The organism is Nitrospinota bacterium (assembly GCA_009873635.1).
Taxonomy (GTDB): Bacteria; Nitrospinota; Nitrospinia; order Nitrospinales; family VA-1; genus LS-NOB.
This window is the reverse complement of the sequence record WAHY01000030.1, coordinates 1-17,793: the sequence shown is the minus strand read 5'-3', so window position 1 is coordinate 17,793 and position 17,793 is coordinate 1. Positions and strand designations below refer to the sequence as shown.

At 37.8% G+C, this 17,793-nt stretch carries 16 protein-coding genes; 13 read left to right on the top strand and 3 right to left on the bottom strand.

The window, feature by feature from the left end; translation table 11 throughout:
* Positions 1 to 1,002: 1,002 nt before the first annotated feature.
* From F3741_11800 to F3741_11760, 9 genes are all read left to right on the top strand, one after another.
* Positions 1,003 to 2,199 carry a hypothetical protein gene (locus tag F3741_11800; protein MZG31463.1) on the top strand — a complete coding sequence of 399 codons (1,197 nt, stop codon included), beginning with the start codon at positions 1,003 to 1,005 and terminating at the stop codon, positions 2,197 to 2,199.
* 359 nt (positions 2,200 to 2,558) lie between these two features.
* Complete coding sequence (gene urtA, locus F3741_11795) at positions 2,559 to 3,872, top strand: urea ABC transporter substrate-binding protein (GenBank protein MZG31462.1); 1,314 nt, start codon at positions 2,559 to 2,561, stop codon at positions 3,870 to 3,872.
* A 262-nt stretch (positions 3,873 to 4,134) separates the two neighbouring features.
* Complete coding sequence (gene urtB / locus F3741_11790) at positions 4,135 to 5,820, top strand: urea ABC transporter permease subunit UrtB (protein ID MZG31461.1); 1,686 nt, start codon at positions 4,135 to 4,137, stop codon at positions 5,818 to 5,820.
* A gap of 10 nt (positions 5,821 to 5,830) precedes the next feature.
* Entirely contained in the window at positions 5,831 to 6,940 is a 1,110-nt protein-coding gene (urtC, locus tag F3741_11785) for an urea ABC transporter permease subunit UrtC (GenBank protein MZG31460.1), read from the top strand.
* Positions 6,933 to 7,718 carry an urea ABC transporter ATP-binding protein UrtD gene (gene urtD / locus F3741_11780; GenBank protein MZG31459.1) on the top strand — a complete coding sequence of 262 codons (786 nt, stop codon included), beginning with the start codon at positions 6,933 to 6,935 and terminating at the stop codon, positions 7,716 to 7,718. The genes urtC and urtD overlap by 8 nt, the downstream gene beginning before the upstream one ends.
* A gap of 2 nt (positions 7,719 to 7,720) precedes the next feature.
* Positions 7,721 to 8,416, top strand: coding sequence for an urea ABC transporter ATP-binding subunit UrtE (urtE, locus tag F3741_11775; protein ID MZG31458.1), 696 nt, complete (start codon positions 7,721 to 7,723; stop codon positions 8,414 to 8,416).
* 910 nt (positions 8,417 to 9,326) lie between these two features.
* The gene (locus F3741_11770) at positions 9,327 to 10,691 is read left to right on the top strand and encodes a TIGR01777 family protein (protein ID MZG31457.1); all 1,365 of its coding nucleotides are present in this window, start codon (positions 9,327 to 9,329) and stop codon (positions 10,689 to 10,691) included.
* Positions 10,692 to 10,835: 144 nt separating this feature from the next.
* A complete protein-coding gene (locus F3741_11765) occupies positions 10,836 to 11,264 on the top strand; it encodes a DUF4149 domain-containing protein (GenBank protein ID MZG31456.1) in 429 nt (142 codons plus the stop codon).
* Between the two features lie 33 nt (positions 11,265 to 11,297).
* Positions 11,298 to 11,879 carry a lipocalin family protein gene (locus tag F3741_11760; protein ID MZG31455.1) on the top strand — a complete coding sequence of 194 codons (582 nt, stop codon included), beginning with the start codon at positions 11,298 to 11,300 and terminating at the stop codon, positions 11,877 to 11,879.
* A 416-nt stretch (positions 11,880 to 12,295) separates the two neighbouring features.
* On the opposite strand, the gene F3741_11755 is transcribed toward F3741_11760, so the two are convergent.
* Positions 12,296 to 13,003, bottom strand: coding sequence for an HDOD domain-containing protein (locus F3741_11755; protein ID MZG31454.1), 708 nt, complete (start codon positions 13,001 to 13,003; stop codon positions 12,296 to 12,298).
* On the opposite strand from F3741_11755, the gene F3741_11750 reads away from it, so the two are divergent.
* Positions 12,908 to 13,309, top strand: a complete 402-nt coding sequence (locus F3741_11750) for a CBS domain-containing protein (protein MZG31453.1) — start codon at positions 12,908 to 12,910, stop codon at positions 13,307 to 13,309. The two genes, F3741_11755 and F3741_11750, sit on opposite strands and share 96 nt — an antisense overlap.
* A 36-nt stretch (positions 13,310 to 13,345) precedes the next feature.
* On the opposite strand, the gene F3741_11745 is transcribed toward F3741_11750, so the two are convergent.
* Complete coding sequence (locus tag F3741_11745) at positions 13,346 to 13,606, bottom strand: hypothetical protein (GenBank protein MZG31452.1); 261 nt, start codon at positions 13,604 to 13,606, stop codon at positions 13,346 to 13,348.
* 220 nt (positions 13,607 to 13,826) lie between these two features.
* Here F3741_11745 and F3741_11740 point away from each other — a divergent pair, with 220 nt between their 5' ends.
* Positions 13,827 to 14,315: a hypothetical protein gene (locus F3741_11740; protein ID MZG31451.1), complete on the top strand. Its 489-nt coding sequence runs from the start codon at positions 13,827 to 13,829 to the stop codon at positions 14,313 to 14,315.
* Between the two features lie 406 nt (positions 14,316 to 14,721).
* Here F3741_11740 and F3741_11735 read toward each other — a convergent pair whose 3' ends face one another.
* Positions 14,722 to 15,609 (bottom strand): LysR family transcriptional regulator, encoded by an 888-nt coding sequence (locus F3741_11735; GenBank protein MZG31450.1) that lies wholly within the window; start codon positions 15,607 to 15,609, stop codon positions 14,722 to 14,724.
* A 513-nt stretch (positions 15,610 to 16,122) separates the two neighbouring features.
* On the opposite strand from F3741_11735, the gene F3741_11730 reads away from it, so the two are divergent.
* Both F3741_11730 and F3741_11725 read left to right on the top strand, forming a co-directional pair.
* The gene (locus F3741_11730) at positions 16,123 to 17,448 is read left to right on the top strand and encodes a sodium:proton antiporter (protein MZG31449.1); all 1,326 of its coding nucleotides are present in this window, start codon (positions 16,123 to 16,125) and stop codon (positions 17,446 to 17,448) included.
* Positions 17,449 to 17,551: 103 nt separating this feature from the next.
* Positions 17,552 to 17,793 (top strand): NADP-dependent isocitrate dehydrogenase (locus tag F3741_11725; GenBank protein MZG31448.1); only part of this gene is annotated, 242 nt, incomplete at its 3' end.

Below are 17,793 nucleotides of genomic sequence, written 5' to 3'. Positions count from 1 at the left end.
GGTAATTCATATTGAATTAAAAAATAAAGCTGGGATTACTGAGTCTGATATTTTTTCTTTTAAAAACTATATAAGTTGGCGTTTTGACTCAATTCAGGGGGAAACTTTCTTTCAAAAAAACAATGCCCGAATGTATAAAATATTTGCCTGGGAGTTGACGCCTCAAAAGGGTCAGCGTTATTACAAGTCCAGCGAAAATCAACGCCTGCATAAAAACTGGTTAGTCTCAAAACTGAAACTTCCTATTTCTAAAACTAAAAATTTAGCAAATAAAGACTTATTACATTTATTGGAGAACGACAACTCAGGTAAAAAAATAGACCGAGAATTGGAAAGGAAGTTAAAACACTTGAAACACCTGTATCAGCAAGGGCTCATCGAGGAAGAAGAATATAAAACCCAACAAAAAAGACTTTTTGAAAAATTATTTTAGAACGGTTCATCTCGCATAATTCATAAAAGCTAAAAAGACAAGAAATTCAACCTTAAGAACCTAATAAACTGGACTTTTATTCATAGACTTTGTTTGCCTTAAAATTAGTCACCAAAAAATTTAATCGCCCAATATTGGGGCATACTTTGTATCCTGATCACTCTTGAATTAAATCTAAAGTTATATAGAATATTGTATTTTTATGGTTTTCTCAAATAAATAGTAAATGGTATATATTTTGCTATTCTTTGGGGTAAAACTGTTCAAAAGTTAAACTTAATTTGAAAAGGGTTGAGGTTTGGAAGATTTGGTGAAAATTTTAAACGGGCTAATCAAAAGTTTATTTACTGGTAGCTTAACGATAAATTTTCATAAGGGTAATGTAGGTAAAATTCTGTTATCCCGAACAGTAAAAAGTTCAGATATTGAAAATATTTGATTTGTAAAACTTTTCTGGTTTTTTTATTTATGCTAGGATCTAAATTAGAGTTTAACTAACAATAGGACCACCGCTTTATTGCGACGCCAATAAGACAAAGTAATTTAAAGAAAAAACAGGAGGAGATGGGATGTTTTATAATAGATTTAAATTTTTTGGATTGATTGCTGTGCTTATGGTTGGCATGGCTTTGCCTTCTTTGGCGAGCGCTTGGGTTACAGTCAAGGGAGATGGTGATAGGTGGATGAAGTTTGGTGCCGGCTTTAGAAGTTCTTTTTCTTCTTCGAATAACGCGGGTGCTGATGCTGGTGGCAGTGCCACAGATTTTACCTTAGACAATATGAGGCTTTATACGTTAACTCAGGTTCATAAAAATATTATTTTTGAGTTTAATACAGAGGTCAGGAGCAATGGTACGGGACAATTAAGGACTGGCAATAACAATGGGAACCTTCATGATATTCATGTGCTGGATGCAAGGGCTACCCTTACTGTTGGTGGCTTTGATGTTTGGTTCGGAAAGTTTCTTCCACCAAGTGAAAGGTCCAATCTCGATGGCCCTTATTTTCTAAATGCTTATAACTTTCCACTAGCCACTTCACCTTACCCAGCCATCGCTGCTGGACGTGACAACGGTGCCATGATTTTTAAAGAGTATGATGGTGGAAAGTTTAAATGGGCCTACGGTGTATTTGAGGGCAGAACAAACGCAACCAACGGGAACCAAAATCCTGACCAGTCTGACAATTTACAGCATGCATTCCGTGCTACATATAACTTTTGGCAACCAGAACCTGGTTATTATACTACCAGTACGTATTATGGAGCAAAGGATGTATTAGCAGTAGCATTTGTGTTCCGGTATGAAAATGATGGTGCTGGTAACAGCAATATTGATCCCACTTTACAGGGTGATTACACAGGTTGGAATGTGGACGTACTCATGGAGAAAAAACTATCAAATGGTGGGGTTGTGAACCTAGAAGGCAGTTTTTATGATACTGATACAGATGACAAAGAGGATGGAACAATAACTCAAGGTCAATCTTACCGCGCGTTAGCTAGTTATCTACTTCCAAATAAAATAGGTTGGGGTAAGTTTCAGCCCTACGTTCGCTATCAGCATTCCACTCAGGATAATGGATGTGCTGGTGCCCTTTGTGGGCCAACTGATTTTGGTACCCGAGGTATTATGGAAGGTGGTCTAAACTACATTATTGATGGTCATAATGCAAAAATAATGTCATCTTTTACCTCTGATACACAGAGTTCCAATGCTCAACCAGTAGATACTTTTACACTTGGTATGCAGTTTCAATTATTGTAATGCACTCTTAATTTAGAATCTTTAAACTAGTAAATAAGGAGAGAGGTTAAATTCCTCTCTCCTTTTTTATTTTTGCAATCCTTATCACCACCAAAGAGATAAAGCTTCTCTTTCTATGTATTTTTTTCCTATTTAAAGACCTACCCTTCTATTTTTTAGCAAGAAAATAGAGCATCCAGTTTTCTGAATGCTTAATTTTAAAGCAAGTAAAACTTTAAAAATTTAATCTATAGTTATAAGTCCTTACTTAACAATATCTTTGTTAAAAAAAATTTTTGGCATAAGTATTGCTAATTATATTTAATAACAAAGAATATCTATATTAAATCATTCGAAAAAGTAAGAAAGGACGGTTAGAAATGGACTTATTAAAGTCTCCCATAGGAAATTCAAAATTAAATTTCAAGTCGATAGTCTTGGCGTTAATACTTTTCGTTTTAACCGTACCGGCACAAGCAGCTGATACGATTAAAGTAGGAATCTTACACTCCCTATCTGGAACTATGGCAATTAGTGAAACTTCTCTCAGGGATGTTGCTCTAATGGCTATTGAAGAAATCAATGCAAAGGGTGGTGTCTTGGGTAAAAAGCTTGAGCCAGTGGTCGTTGACCCTGCTTCTGACTGGCCGCTATTTGCAGAAAAAGCCCGTGAATTAATTCAAAAACATAAAGTTGCAGTAACGTTTGGTTGTTGGACTTCTGTTTCTAGGAAATCAGTACTACCCGTTTTTGAAGAATTGAATGGCTTGCTATTTTATCCCGTCCAATATGAAGGCGAAGAATCTTCTTATAATGTTTTTTATACTGGTGCTGCTCCAAATCAACAAGCTATTCCTGCCGTTGAGTATCTAATGAGTGAAGATGGTGGAGCAGCAAAAAAATGGGTGCTATTGGGTACTGACTATGTTTATCCACGTACTACCAACAAAATTTTAAATTATTTTCTCAAGTCTAAAGGTGTAGCCAAAAAGGATATAATGGAAAAATATACTCCTTTTGGTCATAGTGACTACCAAACAATTGTGGCTGACATTAAGAAGTTTGCGGCTGGAACTCCAACCGCAGTTGTTTCAACGATAAATGGCGACTCAAATGTTCCATTTTACAAAGAACTCGGCAACCAAGGACTTAAAGCTGAGGATATTCCTGTAGTTGCATTCTCAGTTGGAGAAGAAGAGCTACGTGGTATGGATACAAAACCTTTAGTCGGGCATTTGGCGGCATGGAATTACTTTATGTCTATCGATACTGCTGAAAACAAAGACTTCATCAAAAAATGGAATGCATATGTTAAAAAACATAAACTTCCGGATGGAAGCAAACGAGTTACAAACGATCCAATGGAGGCAACCTATATTGGAATTAAGATGTGGGCTCAGGCAGTTGAACAAGCTGGAACTACGAATATAGATGCTGTTCGTCAAGCAGTTGGAGGTCAAACAGTCCAATCACCATCTGGATTCAAGATTCAAATGGATGCTAAAAACCATCATTTACATAAGCCCGTTGTTATAGGAGAAATTACAGAGAATGGGCAGTTTGATGTTGTCTGGAAAACAGATGGGCCGATTCGCGCACAAGCATGGAGTCCTTTTATCCCAGATAGCAAAGAAAAGGTTGCAGATTGGACTTATCCTTGGGTATGCGGCAATTGTAAAAAACCTAAGTTCTAATTTAAAATAATCTCTTACAGTCTCCCAGATGTATGCCAAGTTTCCTCCAAAATTAGTTTAGGGGGGCTGTAAGAGATCATGGTTTAACTCCCAAATTTTTTCAATATTTAATTCTTCCCTATCTTAATAAGATGGGATTTTTTTGTTTATGCATTGTTTTAAAATTCATAAGATGGTAGTTTGATCCAGTCAATTTTATGAATTCCGCTAACACATTCCCATCCTTAGGTGGGATTTTCTTGTTTCTGTTGGCATTAAAATAATGAATGAAACTATTTATTTCCTCGAACCGCGAAAATTGCAAACCTACCAAACAACTTGTAATACTCTTAAACAGTTGATTTCGTCTTTTGCGTTTCTTTTTATCATATTAAATTCATTTTCTATTATAGAAGCAAGTGATTTTGAACAGAGCTTAAAAGACCTTGGAAATAAAAGTAGATCAAAGATAAAAAAAGCAATAAAAAGTCTAGGAAATCAAGAAAATCCTTCTGCTTTGCCAGCTCTTGAAGCTCTTAAGGAAAATCGTCTGAGGGTGAGTGAAGATGGTACTTTAATAATAATTAATAAATCTGGCGATAAAGGTCACAATGCACTTACGGCAGAAAAAATCGATGTAAATTCATTTAAACTTCGTAAACCCAGAATCAATAATTCTGTTCGGAGGGCTTTATCTTTAGCTATAGGAAAGCTTCAACTTCAATCTTCTGATTCTTCTATTCGTTTAAAAGCAGCAGAACAGTTATTAAAAAAAACTACTAGCGGTTCAGTAGACTTGGTTGAAAAGGTTTTAGCCAAGGAAACCAACGGCGATATTCGAGAAGTTTTAAACTTAGTTTTAGCTAAAGATAGATTAAATAGTGGTGATAAAGCAAAACGACTTGCATCTATCATTACTATTAGGGAATTTGGTAATAATGACTTCAAAAGTGTTTTAGAAGCTTTACTGCGAAAAAATGAGAATGGTGAGTTTCTTGAGGCTGACTCTGATATTCGTGATGAAGTTAAAAAAGCCCTTGCCTCCATTGAAAAAAGACAATTTTTTATCAATCAATCAGCAAACCTTTTTTATGGAATGAGCCTTGGCAGTATATTGTTGTTAGCCGCATTGGGATTAGCCATAACTTTTGGTCTTATGGGTGTTATCAACATGGCGCATGGAGAAATGTTGATGATCGGCGCATACTCCACGTTTGTGATCCAAAACCTTTTTAAAGAATATTTACCTGACCTATTTGACTGGTATCTGGTTGCAGCCATTCCGATTGCTTTCATTGTAAGTGGTTTAATTGGTATCCTCTTGGAAAAAATTGTGATCAGACATCTGTATGGTCGCCCTCTAGAAACCCTTTTAGCTACTTGGGGTATCAGTTTGATTTTGATACAAACAGTACGCCTTATTTTTGGCGCACAAAATGTCGAAGTATCTAACCCCTCCTATCTCTCAGGTGGAATTCAAGTTTTCAGTGGTGTTGTTCTACCATTTAATCGTATTGCAATCATATTTTTTGTTGTGTTTGTTGTTATATTGGTTTGGACATTGCTCCAAAAAAGCTCATTAGGATTACAAGTGCGTGCCGTTACCCAGAACAGAGGTATGGCTTCATGCATTGGAATATCAACCCATAAAATTGACATGTATACTTTTGGGCTTGGTTCAGGAGTAGCTGGATTGGGTGGTGTCGCCTTATCACAGATAGGAAATGTGGGCCCCGAGTTAGGGCAACTTTATATTGTCGATTCTTTTATGGTTGTTGTACTTGGAGGCGTAGGAAAAATCGCAGGTACGGTTGCAGGTGCAATGGGTTTAGGAGTTTTAAATAAGTTTTTAGAACCTGTAGCTGGAGCAGTTTTAGGAAAGATTTTTGTTTTAGTTCTTATAATTATAGTGATTCAAAAACGACCACAAGGATTATTTGCCTTAAAAGGTCGTATAGTTGACAACTGAGTATTCCCAAATGATTAGAAATATTTTGAAATTACATTCCCTAAAGGGTTGGCTAGTTTCTTTTTCATTATTAGCATTTGGCGTTGTTTTTCTTCCTTTGCTTAATATCTGGCTCCCTCAAAACTCCATCTTACATGTTCCCGATTATATGTTTGCTTTGCTCGGGAAATATTTATGCTACGCGCTGGTAGCTTTAGCTATGGACTTAATATGGGGTTATACAGGTATCCTGAGTTTGGGGCATGGAGTATTTTTCTCGATCGGAGGATATGCCATGGGAATGTATTTAATGAGAAGTATTGGCAAAGAAGGTGTCTATAAGAGTGATTTACCTGACTTTATGGTGTTCCTAGATTGGAAAGAACTACCTTGGTACTGGTATGGATTTGACAATTTTGTATTTACTATGATGGTTATAATATTGATCCCAGCTTTATTTGCATTTATTTTTGGTTATTTTGCTTTTAGGTCTCGTATTAAAGGTGTGTATTTTGCGATCATTACTCAGGCCATGACATTTGCTTTAATGCTATTATTTTTTCGCAATAATACGGGATTTGGAGGTAACAACGGCCTTACTGATTTTAAAAGAATTATAGGATATTCGTTACAAGAACCATCCACAAAAATGGCACTCTATATAATCACCGCTCTTATCCTCTTTCTAAGTTATATTTTGTCCCGTTATATAGTTCAATCAAAATTAGGAAGGGTTTTAATCGCTATTCGAGATGCGGAAAGTCGTGTAATGTTTTCTGGGTATAATACTTTGTACTATAAGCTTTCAATATGGACCTTTTCGGCATTTTTGTGTGGAATAGCCGGGGCACTTTATGTTCCTCAAGTTGGAATCATCAATCCGAGTGAGATGCAACCCTCACATTCTATTGAGATGGCTATTTGGGTTGCGGTAGGAGGGCGCGGTACTTTAAATGGTGCTTTGATTGGCGCGGGTCTGGTTAACGGAGCCAAAAGTTGGTTTACAGTTGCTGCTCCAGACTATTGGCTTTATTTTTTAGGAGGATTATTTATCGTGGTGACGCTATTTTTCCCAAAAGGCGTTATTGGTATTTTTTCTAGATCTTCAAAAAAAAATAATGGAGCCATTTTAAATGACTAGATTAGCAGCTCAAGCAAAAGAATCTAAAGTTAACACATCACATGGTTGTATCCTTTATATAGAAGGGCTGACGGTTAGCTTTGACGGATTCAAAGCACTTAACGATTTAAACCTCTATATTGACGATGGTGAGTTACGTTGTATCATAGGACCTAATGGTGCCGGGAAAACTACCATGATGGATGTAATCACAGGAAAAACACGTCCAGACTCCGGCACTGTTTTTTTTGGGCAAGATCACGACTTGTCAAAAATGACAGAGTACGAAATTTCTCACATTGGCATAGGCCGTAAATTTCAAAAACCAACAGTTTTTCTTAATCATACAGTTTTTGAAAATTTAGAGCTGGCACTTAAGGCTAAAAAAGATGTTTGGACATCTCTTATGAAATGCTTAAGTACCGAACATAAAGAGTTAATTGAAGAAGGTCTTGAAACTATTGGATTAACTAAACAAAAGAATCTTCGCGCTGGTTTGTTATCTCACGGTCAGAAGCAATGGTTGGAGATCGGAATGCTACTTGTTCAAGACCCAAAACTGTTGTTGATCGATGAACCCGTTGCGGGAATGACTCATCAGGAAACAGATCGCACTGCTGAACTCTTATCATCGCTTGCAGGTAAACATTCCGTCGTAGTTGTTGAGCATGAAATGGATTTTATTCGTTCTATTGCAAATAGGGTAACCGTCTTACATGAGGGAAGTGTACTTGCAGAAGGAAAAATGGAAGATATCCAAAATAATCAAAGAGTCATGGAAGTTTATTTAGGAAGCTAAAAGTGTTAAAAGTTGAAAATTTAAATCAGTTTTATGGCGAAAGCCATACCCTCTGGGATTTAAACTTAGATGTTTTAGCCGGAAAATGTACATGTTTAATGGGGAGAAATGGTGTAGGCAAAACGACCCTACTTAAGTCGATTATGGGATTGTTGCCAATAAGTTCCGGTTCTATCTTTTATGAAGGCGCAGAACTTTCGAATAAACCAGCTGAGTTGAGAGCACGAAAAGGTATCGGTTATGTCCCACAAGGTAGGGAAATATTTACACAATTAAGTGTTGAAGAAAACCTTCGAGTAGCCTTGCTTGCTCGTGATGATGGTTTGCGCGAAATTCCTGAGCTTATATTTGAGATTTTTCCTGTCTTAAAACAGATGTTAAATAGAAGAGGAGGAGATCTTTCTGGAGGTCAACAACAACAATTGGCTATAGGAAGAGCTTTAACCATAAATCCCAAACTTTTAATATTAGATGAGCCCACAGAGGGCATTCAGCCAAATATAGTGCACGAAATTGGTGATATTATAATTCGCCTAAATCAGGAAAAAGATCTGACTATATTGCTCGTCGAGCAAAAGTTACCATTCGCACGTCGTGTTGCACAAAAGTATTGCATTCTGGACAAAGGTCGAGATGTTGTAGCGGATGATATGGAAAATCTGGGAGAAGAAATTATCAACCAATACTTGACAGTCTAACCAATTTTGAATAAATCAGTGGCTTCAGAACTATTAATTCCGTTGGAAGTTGGAGCAGGAAATCTCAAGGTTCGTTGACTATTATAACAATCACCGATACCACGAATCCTTAAACAACGCATCTCCAGCCGATATTTACTTAAGTCGTCACCGTGAAATCTTAAGCAGAAGAGATCGGATAAAAAGAATAACTCCTACTGTGAGAAGCAACAAAATCAGAAAATCAGGGTCGTGTAACTTCGACTTGAAGTCTAATTACCTAATAATTATAAATCAAATATATCGCTTACAAGCTTAAATCAACTCTTGGAATAGATTTGTTTTGTGACATATATCCTTTTTATATTCAAGTTTTGGGTTTGATGTATAGGATAAGTCTATACAGATAATTCCTCTCTCATTGCTGAGCTCTCCATAAACTCGAAATCCTCCTAATCTTCAAAATATCAGCTAAAAATTTGAAAAGCTGCTGATTTATATCGCCAGAATTTAGACGCCCAAAACTTTTTTTAGTATTTACCAAAATAAATTTAAACATCCATTATCAATAAGTTAGATAAAAACTAGATATTTGTATAAATATTTTTAAAAAAATATTGACAATTAATTCAAAAATGTCTAGATTGTTATCTAGTTTGTTCTTGGTATTTAAATTTAAGTTGTCTTTATTAATAATAAATATGGAGTTCAATCATGTTTTATGAAGTAAGGGTTTTTAATAAAAAAGATAAATTAAAAAAAGTTATTTCAACACAGGAGTTAAGTCGCAGACATTGGACTGAATTCGATCAAGGCCAAAAGGAAACTTCTTTGCTCAAAAAAGAAAAAGGTAAACAAAAAATTTATTTGAACTGATTTTTTATGACCCAACTAAGAATTTAATTTTTGAATAGATTGAAAGAAGGCAATTATGAAAGTCATGATAACGGGTGCAACAGGTTTTATAGGAAGGCAATTAATAAAAGCGCTCAATGAAAGAGGCCATGAAATTGTAATTTTAACAAGAAGTCCTGACTCGGCCAGGTTTCGTATTCCTGTGCATTGTGAAACCGTCACCTGGGACCCATCTAGAGGCTCTCTTCCATCAAGTGTTTTAAAAGAAGTTGATGCGGTAATCAACCTGGCAGGGGAAAACATTGCTGACGGACGTTGGTCTGCTAAACGAAAACGTGAGCTTATTCAATCAAGAGTTCATTCGGTTCGACGGTTGATAGATGCCATGACCTATATGGATTTAAAACCTCAATCCTTTATTTCCGCTTCTGCAATTGGTTTTTATGGAGATCGCGGTGAAGAGTTTCTCGATGAAAAAGATACGAGAGGTCATGGCTTTCTTTCAGATATTTGTCTTAGTTGGGAGGATGAAATTCTAAAAGCCAGAGACCTTGGAATTAGAACAGTGGCCTATAGAATAGGAATGGTTCTTGGGCATGATGGGGGCGCTCTAGATAAAATTCTTCCTCCATTTAAATTGGGTGTCGGAGGCAAGCTGGGAAATGGATCTCAGTGGATGAGCTGGATTCATATTAATGATCTGGTTGATATGTTAATTCATGCTGTAGAAAATTCCTCTGTTGAAGGAATATACAATGCGGTAAGTCCTAACCCGGTAAGAAACATTGAATTTACAAAAATATTAGGGGATGTGTTGAGACGCCCGACTATGTTTCCCGTTCCCAAATTTGTCTTGAAGTGCGCCTTGGGAGAGCTTTCAGAGTTGCTTCTTGGAGGCCAGAGGGTGAAAAGTGAGAAAATTGCCGATACGGGTTTTGAATTTAAATACCCTTCGATCCAGGAAGCATTGCAGGAGATCTGTGGGCACTCCTGTCACGAGATTGAAATGGAGCAATGGGTTCCTCAACCTCTGAACAAGACTTTTTCTTTTTTTAAGGAAGCACAAAATTTAGAAAAAATCACTCCAGAATTTTTAAGCTTCAAAGTTCTGAATCAATCAACCCCGGAAATCCAGGAAGGTACAAAAATTAACTATCGACTTTCCCTTCATGGTTTTCCCGTTGGTTGGCAATCAAAAATTACCTATTGGAAACCAAATCAAAAATTCTCAGATTTTCAATTAAAGGGTCCCTATACATATTGGTGTCACACTCACGAGTTTGAAGAGAAAAACGGCGGTACTTTAATAAAAGATCGTGTGCTGTACAAGGTTCCTTTTGGGGTCCCCGGGGATCTGGTTGCTGGGAAGTGGATAAGGAAGGATTTGGAGAAGATATTCAATTACCGCTACAAAACCATTGATACTTTGATGGCGCATTAAATGAGGAAAAAGTACTTTATCGTTAAATAAGTATGGAAGAAGAATCCAGGGAAAGGCCTTGTGGCTTTCCAGAAGGAGAGTTTCTTAAAATCTGGATACCTGGATTCTTTATCTGTCATGCGAAACTTTTAGTTTGAGGTCATTATGAACAGTTTATATTTTTTTGATATTACCGGAATATTTTTGCTGGCCCTGATAATAGGAGGGATGTTTTTTTTCGCTGCTATCATGACACCTTTGGTATTTACAAAGCTTCCGCCTGAAATATCAGGTCCTTTTATTCGTCAAGCATTTCCGGTTTATAGTCAGGCCATGGCAGGAATGACTTTTGCCGCAGCTTTATTTTTATGGGGTTTTCACGAATCAATTTATCTGGTCACTGTTTTTATTCTATTCATCTGGGCCTGGTTATGGCTAATGCCTAGAATAAACCGCTATCGAGATGATCAATTAGAAGGGAATTTAAAGGCTGGTAAGGCTTTTAATATTTTGCATAGGTTGAGCGTGGGAGTTAATCTGGCCCAGATGTGGGTTGTTGGTTTTGTTCTATACAGGGTAATGGCTCAAGTCTAGGAATAGTTTAATTTTAAACCTTCTCTTACTATAATGAATTTTTATACTTCAAATAAATATATGGTTGCTTGCATTAAATGCTTGTCGAGGGCTCATGTAACTTTTTTAATCACTCTATTTCTTTTTGTGACGGGTTGCTCAACGATTCCCAGGAAATCATCTCCTGAATTACAGGTCGTTTCTTATGTTGATATTGAACGCTACCTGGGCAAATGGTATGAAATTGCACTGTACCCAAACTGGTTTGAAGAGGGATGCTATAGATCCACTGCGCTTTATGAAATGTTGCCTGGAGGAAAAATTAAGGTGACAAATCAATGTCGTATGCATGGTCCAGATGGCGAATTGAATGAAGCGATTGGAAAAGCTTATATAGCAGATGAAAGTACCAATGCAAAATTAAGGGTCCAGTTCTTTTGGCCATTTGAAGGTGACTACTGGGTCATTATTCTGGATAAGGATTATCAATATGCTGTTGTCAGTGAGCCTGATCGTCAATACTTGTGGATCTTGAGTCGGTCTCCAAATATGGACAAGCAAACACTCGAAATGTTGAAGGATAAAATTCGTGAAAAAGGTTTTGACCTGAGTTATTTAAAAAGTACAGCAAGATAGAATATAAACTGGGGTTGTGATAGATCAGATGGCTAAACGGGTCGGTTCTCTAATTCAAAATGCTGAAATAATATTTCTTTGTTTTACCATTTTCTTGTTAATGGCTTTATGTGCGCCTGTGTGGAGTGAAACAGAGGCTCCCATCAAGCTGCCAAAAGTAGAGGGATCAAAGAGCTTTGATTTGGAAATAAGCCAAATTAATAGCCAGGCTATTAAAAAATACCAGCAAGGATTTTATAAAGAGTCGGCAGAAAATTTTAAAAAGGCTGTTTATCTGGCAAGGCAGCTGAGAGATCCAAGCCGGGGAATTATCTATTACAACCTGTCTTTGAGCCTCCATAAACTTGGTCTTCATGAAGAATCCGCTAAGCAATTTCAATTAGCTCGAAAATTTGCCAGAGGCAATCCAAAGATTCTTAATTCTGAGTTGTTAAAAATGTTTCGAGGATCGCCTGGTACTCATCCTGAACTTCATCAATGATTGAAAGCAAAGACTCTTTATTTTCGATTCCCAGTAAGCCTAGGACTTTGTCGTTATATTCTGACGAACGCAGTTCGCCGCTGGAACCTAAAGTCATCGACTTGGACATGTCATTGGCAACATTGACCACTGCGGCTTCTTTATCAAACAGGGGAGCTTCCACCGGGTTATGGTGATATCCCACAGTTTCCTGGTGAATTTTAGGTAACTGCCATCTTCTTAAAAGCTCTTCTCCCACTTTTTCATGGCTGAATCCTAATATTTTTTTCTCTGCTTCTAAAAGGCTGATTTCTTCGGTTTCAGCTTTAAGAAATATTTCGCTGAATTTTTCGGGAGTATTTAAACAGATTATCAGCCGTCCGATATCATGCAGGAGATCCCCAACAAAAATGCCCTCGAAATTGAGCATATCTAGAAACCTGGCTATAATTTTTGCTGAAATACCAGTAGCAATACTGTGCTCCCAGAATAGCCGCATATCTATCGCTTTAGGAGAAATATTTTTAAAACGTCCAATGATGCAGGTTGACAAAACCAAATCATTTAAATGGCTGCTGCCTATAATGCTGATGGCGTGAGGGATAGTTTCCACAGCATTGATAGCAGAGCCAGAGCTACAGAAGCGGCACAAACGATGTATGATTACCGACCGGGGTCAGTGTTGATAGAAAAAAATGGTGAGTATATAGGAATCTTGACCGAAGGTGATATATCAAAAAGGGTTATTGCGGAATTAAAAAAACCTATAGAGGTTCAGGTTGAAACGATCATGTCTCAACCTATTATTACCATCGAGTCGAACAAGTTAATGGAGGCAGCATTTTTGACTATGGAGAAGAATGGTATCCGGCATATTGCTGTCACCGAAGATGATGCGATCATTGGCATGCTTTCGATCAGGGATTTTTCCTCTTATTACGTAAGAAAATTCAGTAACCGCAAAAAGTAAACTCTGGATGGATTTTCTTTTGCAATCAGGCTGTGGTTAAAATCCGTTGCTATGCCACTGAAGCAGTTCGTTTGCACGAATAGAATTGCATCGGGTTTCCAATATATAGATTTCCATGTCCAGGTTTCTCGAGAGGTTTTTCACAGTAATGACTCCCTTTGACTCAAGATCTCCAGAAATTTCCTGACCCACTTCTATTGCAGTTCCCATCATTTCAAATACAGAAAAGCTATCCTCGGATGTTTTGACCGCAGCCAGACCCGTTCGACTATTGATGCTTGATATCTTTCCATGCATAAAAATACCTTTCTAATTATCCTTTAACTGACAGGATGCTTTATGTGAATATAGTTCTTTTAACAGTCTTTATATATCAAATATTTACTTTTTCAGAATAAATGGTTGCGCTGGAATTCCCATATCAAACAACCCTTCTTCTTGTATAAAAACAGTTTGACACGATGGTGAATGTTTAATAAAAAAGTTTGTATTCCTGAAAACTCTTAGTGGTTCACATATGCTTGATAAAATCAGATATTATTTAAAAGAAACCGGACGCCGCCACCCTGCTTTAAAAAACCAGTCGCTACCATCCATACTCAGATATAAGTCACTGCAAATCATCACGGCGCCTTTTATATATCTGTGTTTCATTCCAACAATAGCCATGGATCTAGTCGTTTCTCTTTATCAAAGAGTTTGCTTTCCTTTATACGGGATTCCATTGGTGGCAAGAGGCGATTATGTAATTATTGACCGGCATAAACTGAAGTATCTGAACCTGTCCAAAAAATTTAATTGTGTTTATTGTGGATATTTTACAGGGGTGATCTCTTACGCACAGGAAGTGGCAGGAAGGACAGAGCAATACTGGTGTCCAGTCAAGCATGCAAAAAAATTGAAAAATGAACACAGCCGATATAAAAACTTTGCAACTTATGGAGATGCGAAGGAATATCAGGAAAACTTTGTAAAGATAAGAAACTTTGAAGACTTGTCAGATTAACTAATGGATTTCCAGTGTTCTTCTGGACAATTAGAGACGGGGAAATCTTTATATGTGAGAGCCGTGAAACCGGTCCACAGGTTCTACCACTGCAAAGTTTAAATTAAAAATCAAGCACTATGCGACCGTCTTTGCGGGGAACCAGCTCGACGTAGCCGTGATAACCTTTCTTCAGGCTTCGTGCCCTGCAAGGGTAAATCCAGAGTGAAACTGGATCGCCACATTCCCTTCGGTCATTCGCGACGACACCCGTGTGCTTGGCTCGAACTCGTTTTACATACTTTTTACATGCAAATGGTGACTGCTCCACTTAGATAAGACACTGTATCTCTTATCGGCCTATAGTATTGTTTCAATGCCTTTGTATAAGTCATCACGGAGGAGGCTCTAGCCCCTTTCCCTATTTTCAAAACTTCCATTCAAAGTTTTTTATTAAAATTTCCGCAATAGGGTTTGAAAACTTTCTGGGACTCGAAACCAACCAGAAGTCTTCTGTGATGCCCTTCAGGTTGCCAATTTTAATTAGCTTACCCTCTTTAATAAGTTCCTTTCCCGCAAAGTCGGGTAACGGGACCAAGCCCATCCCCTCGTTTCCAAGTAGTTTTTGAATGCTGGTGTCCTGTGTTTCAATCACCACATCAATGGAAATATCATTGATTTGAAAAAAATGGTTTAGATCATGCCGAAGTTTGCTGTGGAGTGAAGGCATGATAAATGGCTGGTCCTGAAGCGATTTCGGAAATTTCCGTTTTAAGGACTGAAACTTTTTTGTGGAAAAAACTGTGATGGGAATCTTTGCCAGGAGCCTGGAGAAGTATTGTTTCGAGTCACCTACGGATGGGGGAAAGTTTGAGATCACCAAATCGATTCGGTGGGCCTGGAGCTCTCTAAACAGATAGTCTCCCTCTCCTTCAATTACCGAGATCACACATGGAGCAATTTTTTGGGCGTAATGGACCAGTGACTTCACGAGACTTTTGGGCACACTATCAAGAACTCCGATTTGGACATGAGCACGTTTTGAAAAAGTTTCGTCCTTAATCACTTCCATAAGTTCGTTGCCCAGGCTGAATATTTGATTTGCATAATCTAGAACCACTTTGCCAGCTTCTGTAAGATGGAGGCCTCGGCCTTTTCTCAGGAACAGTGTTTGGCTCAGAGATTCTTCCAGATTCCTGATTTGAGTGCTGATGGTGGGCTGCCCGACTCGAAGTTTTACTGAAGCGTTACTAATACTTCCTTCTTTTGCGGTGATCCAAAAGTAATATAGATGGTGATAGTTTAACCAGTTCATAGCTGTTCATTCTAAACAGTTTGATAAAAGCAAATAATTTGCTTAAAAATATCGAATTTATAATATTTTATTTTTAGAATACTATTTTCCTTCCAATTTGGAAATATAAAATTATAGAAATTCGAACATTTGTAAAGCTTTTTTTCAAAAAATCAGTTTTTGAAACTATCTGTTGCTCATCTCACCATACCAGTGGTCCAACGCTGACTGTGACAGTGGTTTCAGATCTGGTAGTTATTTTTTCAGGCTTTGTTTTTTAGAGTTAGTTGCCGTTGAGGATGGCTGTGGGCAGAGTTCCAAGACACATCTGAAGGCAAGAAAGCATTGTTTCAGTTTAGGTGTATTGATAAAACTTCAATTAATATTCTTTTAAAAATTTTCTGATCTTATAAAAGGTTTCTGTGTGCCATTTAATTCTCGTGGTGCTGGAAATCAATTGGATTTGACCAAGATTGATATGTGATATAAATTCTGCAGATAATTCAAATTTATCTTCATTATTGAGGATTTGTGATGTCCACAATTGGTAATTCATGGGTTGGTTATTTAGCGCTGATTGGTTTTTTTCTGGCTTACTTGTTAGTTGTTTTTGAAGAAAAGATACATTTGAAAAAATCAAAACCCGTTGTTTTTATTGGGTGTTTGATGTGGTTTTTTATAGGAATTTATGAGGCGGGGCACGGTGGCAGTGATCATGCGCATGAATACATTGAGGAACTCATTGCAGAAATAGGAGAGTTGTTTTTCTTTTTATTAGTGGCGATGACCTATGTAAATACATTGGAAGAAAGAAATGTCTTTCGATCTCTTAGATCCTGGCTTTTACGAAAAGGCTTGGGGTTCAGGGCGTTATATTGGTCTACTGGTCTAATCACATTTTTTCTTTCTCCATTAGCGGATAACCTGACGAGTGCTTTACTGATGTCTACCGTTGCCCTTGCAGTGAGTAACGGAAACTCCAAATTTATCATTCCTGCTTTTGTGAATATTGTTGTTGCTGCAAATGCAGGCGGTGCCTGGAGTCCATTTGGAGATATCACAACTCTTATGGTTTGGACTGCTGGAAAAGTGGATACGTTGCAGTTTTCATATTTGTTAATTCCCTCGGTAATTAACTGGATTGTTCCTGCAGTCATCATTTTTCCTTTTGTTCCAAAAGAGAAGCCAGATTTTTCATCGGATAAAATTCCGATGAAAGAGGGCGCTAAAACGATCATTGTATTAGGAATATTGACGGTTGCCACTGCTGTTTGCTTTCACCAGTTTCTCCATTTGCCTCCATTTATGGGAATGATGCTGGGACTGGGAGTGCTTATGTTTCAGGGCTATTACCTGCAATATTTGAGTAAAAAAATTAATCTATCAAGTTCACCAAAAACTGAACATCACGAAGAAGAACCTTTTGACCTCTTTCAAAATGTTGCGAGAGTGGAATTTGATACTCTGCTGTTCTTCTTTGGCATACTTTCAGCTGTTGGTGCCTTGCAATACATGGGTTATCTAGCCCTTGTCAGTAAGAGTTTGTATGAAAATATTGGCCCTACTTGGTCAAATATCACTGTGGGAGTTCTATCCGCAATCATTGACAACATACCCATTATGTTTGCGGTATTGAAAATGGACCCTGCCATGGGTGTCGACCAATGGTTGTTGATAACTTTGACTGCAGGTGTGGGAGGCAGCTTATTGTCAATCGGTTCCGCAGCAGGGGTGGCGGTTATGGGGGTTGACCGGGAAAACTATACGTTCATCAATCACCTTAAATGGTCACCTGCAATTGCTGCAGGTTATGCTGCGAGTATATTTTCGTGGTGGCTGGTCACTGCCGGCCTCAGGTGAAAATGAAAACTTTTTATCCGAATTGCTTATGTTATTTCAAATAGCATCGGGAATTACACTATTTATTTAATTATCTTTTAAACCATTAATATGAGGAGTAACCATGTCAGAGAAGCCAGATATAGTATACACAATAGTTGATGAAGCGCCTGAGTTAGCGAGCGGATCCTTTCTACCCATCATCCAGGCGTTTACGGGAGTAGCGGGGGTAGAGGTTGGGACGATGGATATATCGCTTGCAGGAAGAATTATTTCGCAGTTTCCTGACCGATTGAAACCCGACCAGCAACAACCGGACGATCTTTCTCTTCTGGGTGAAATGGTATTGAAGCCGGATGCGAACAT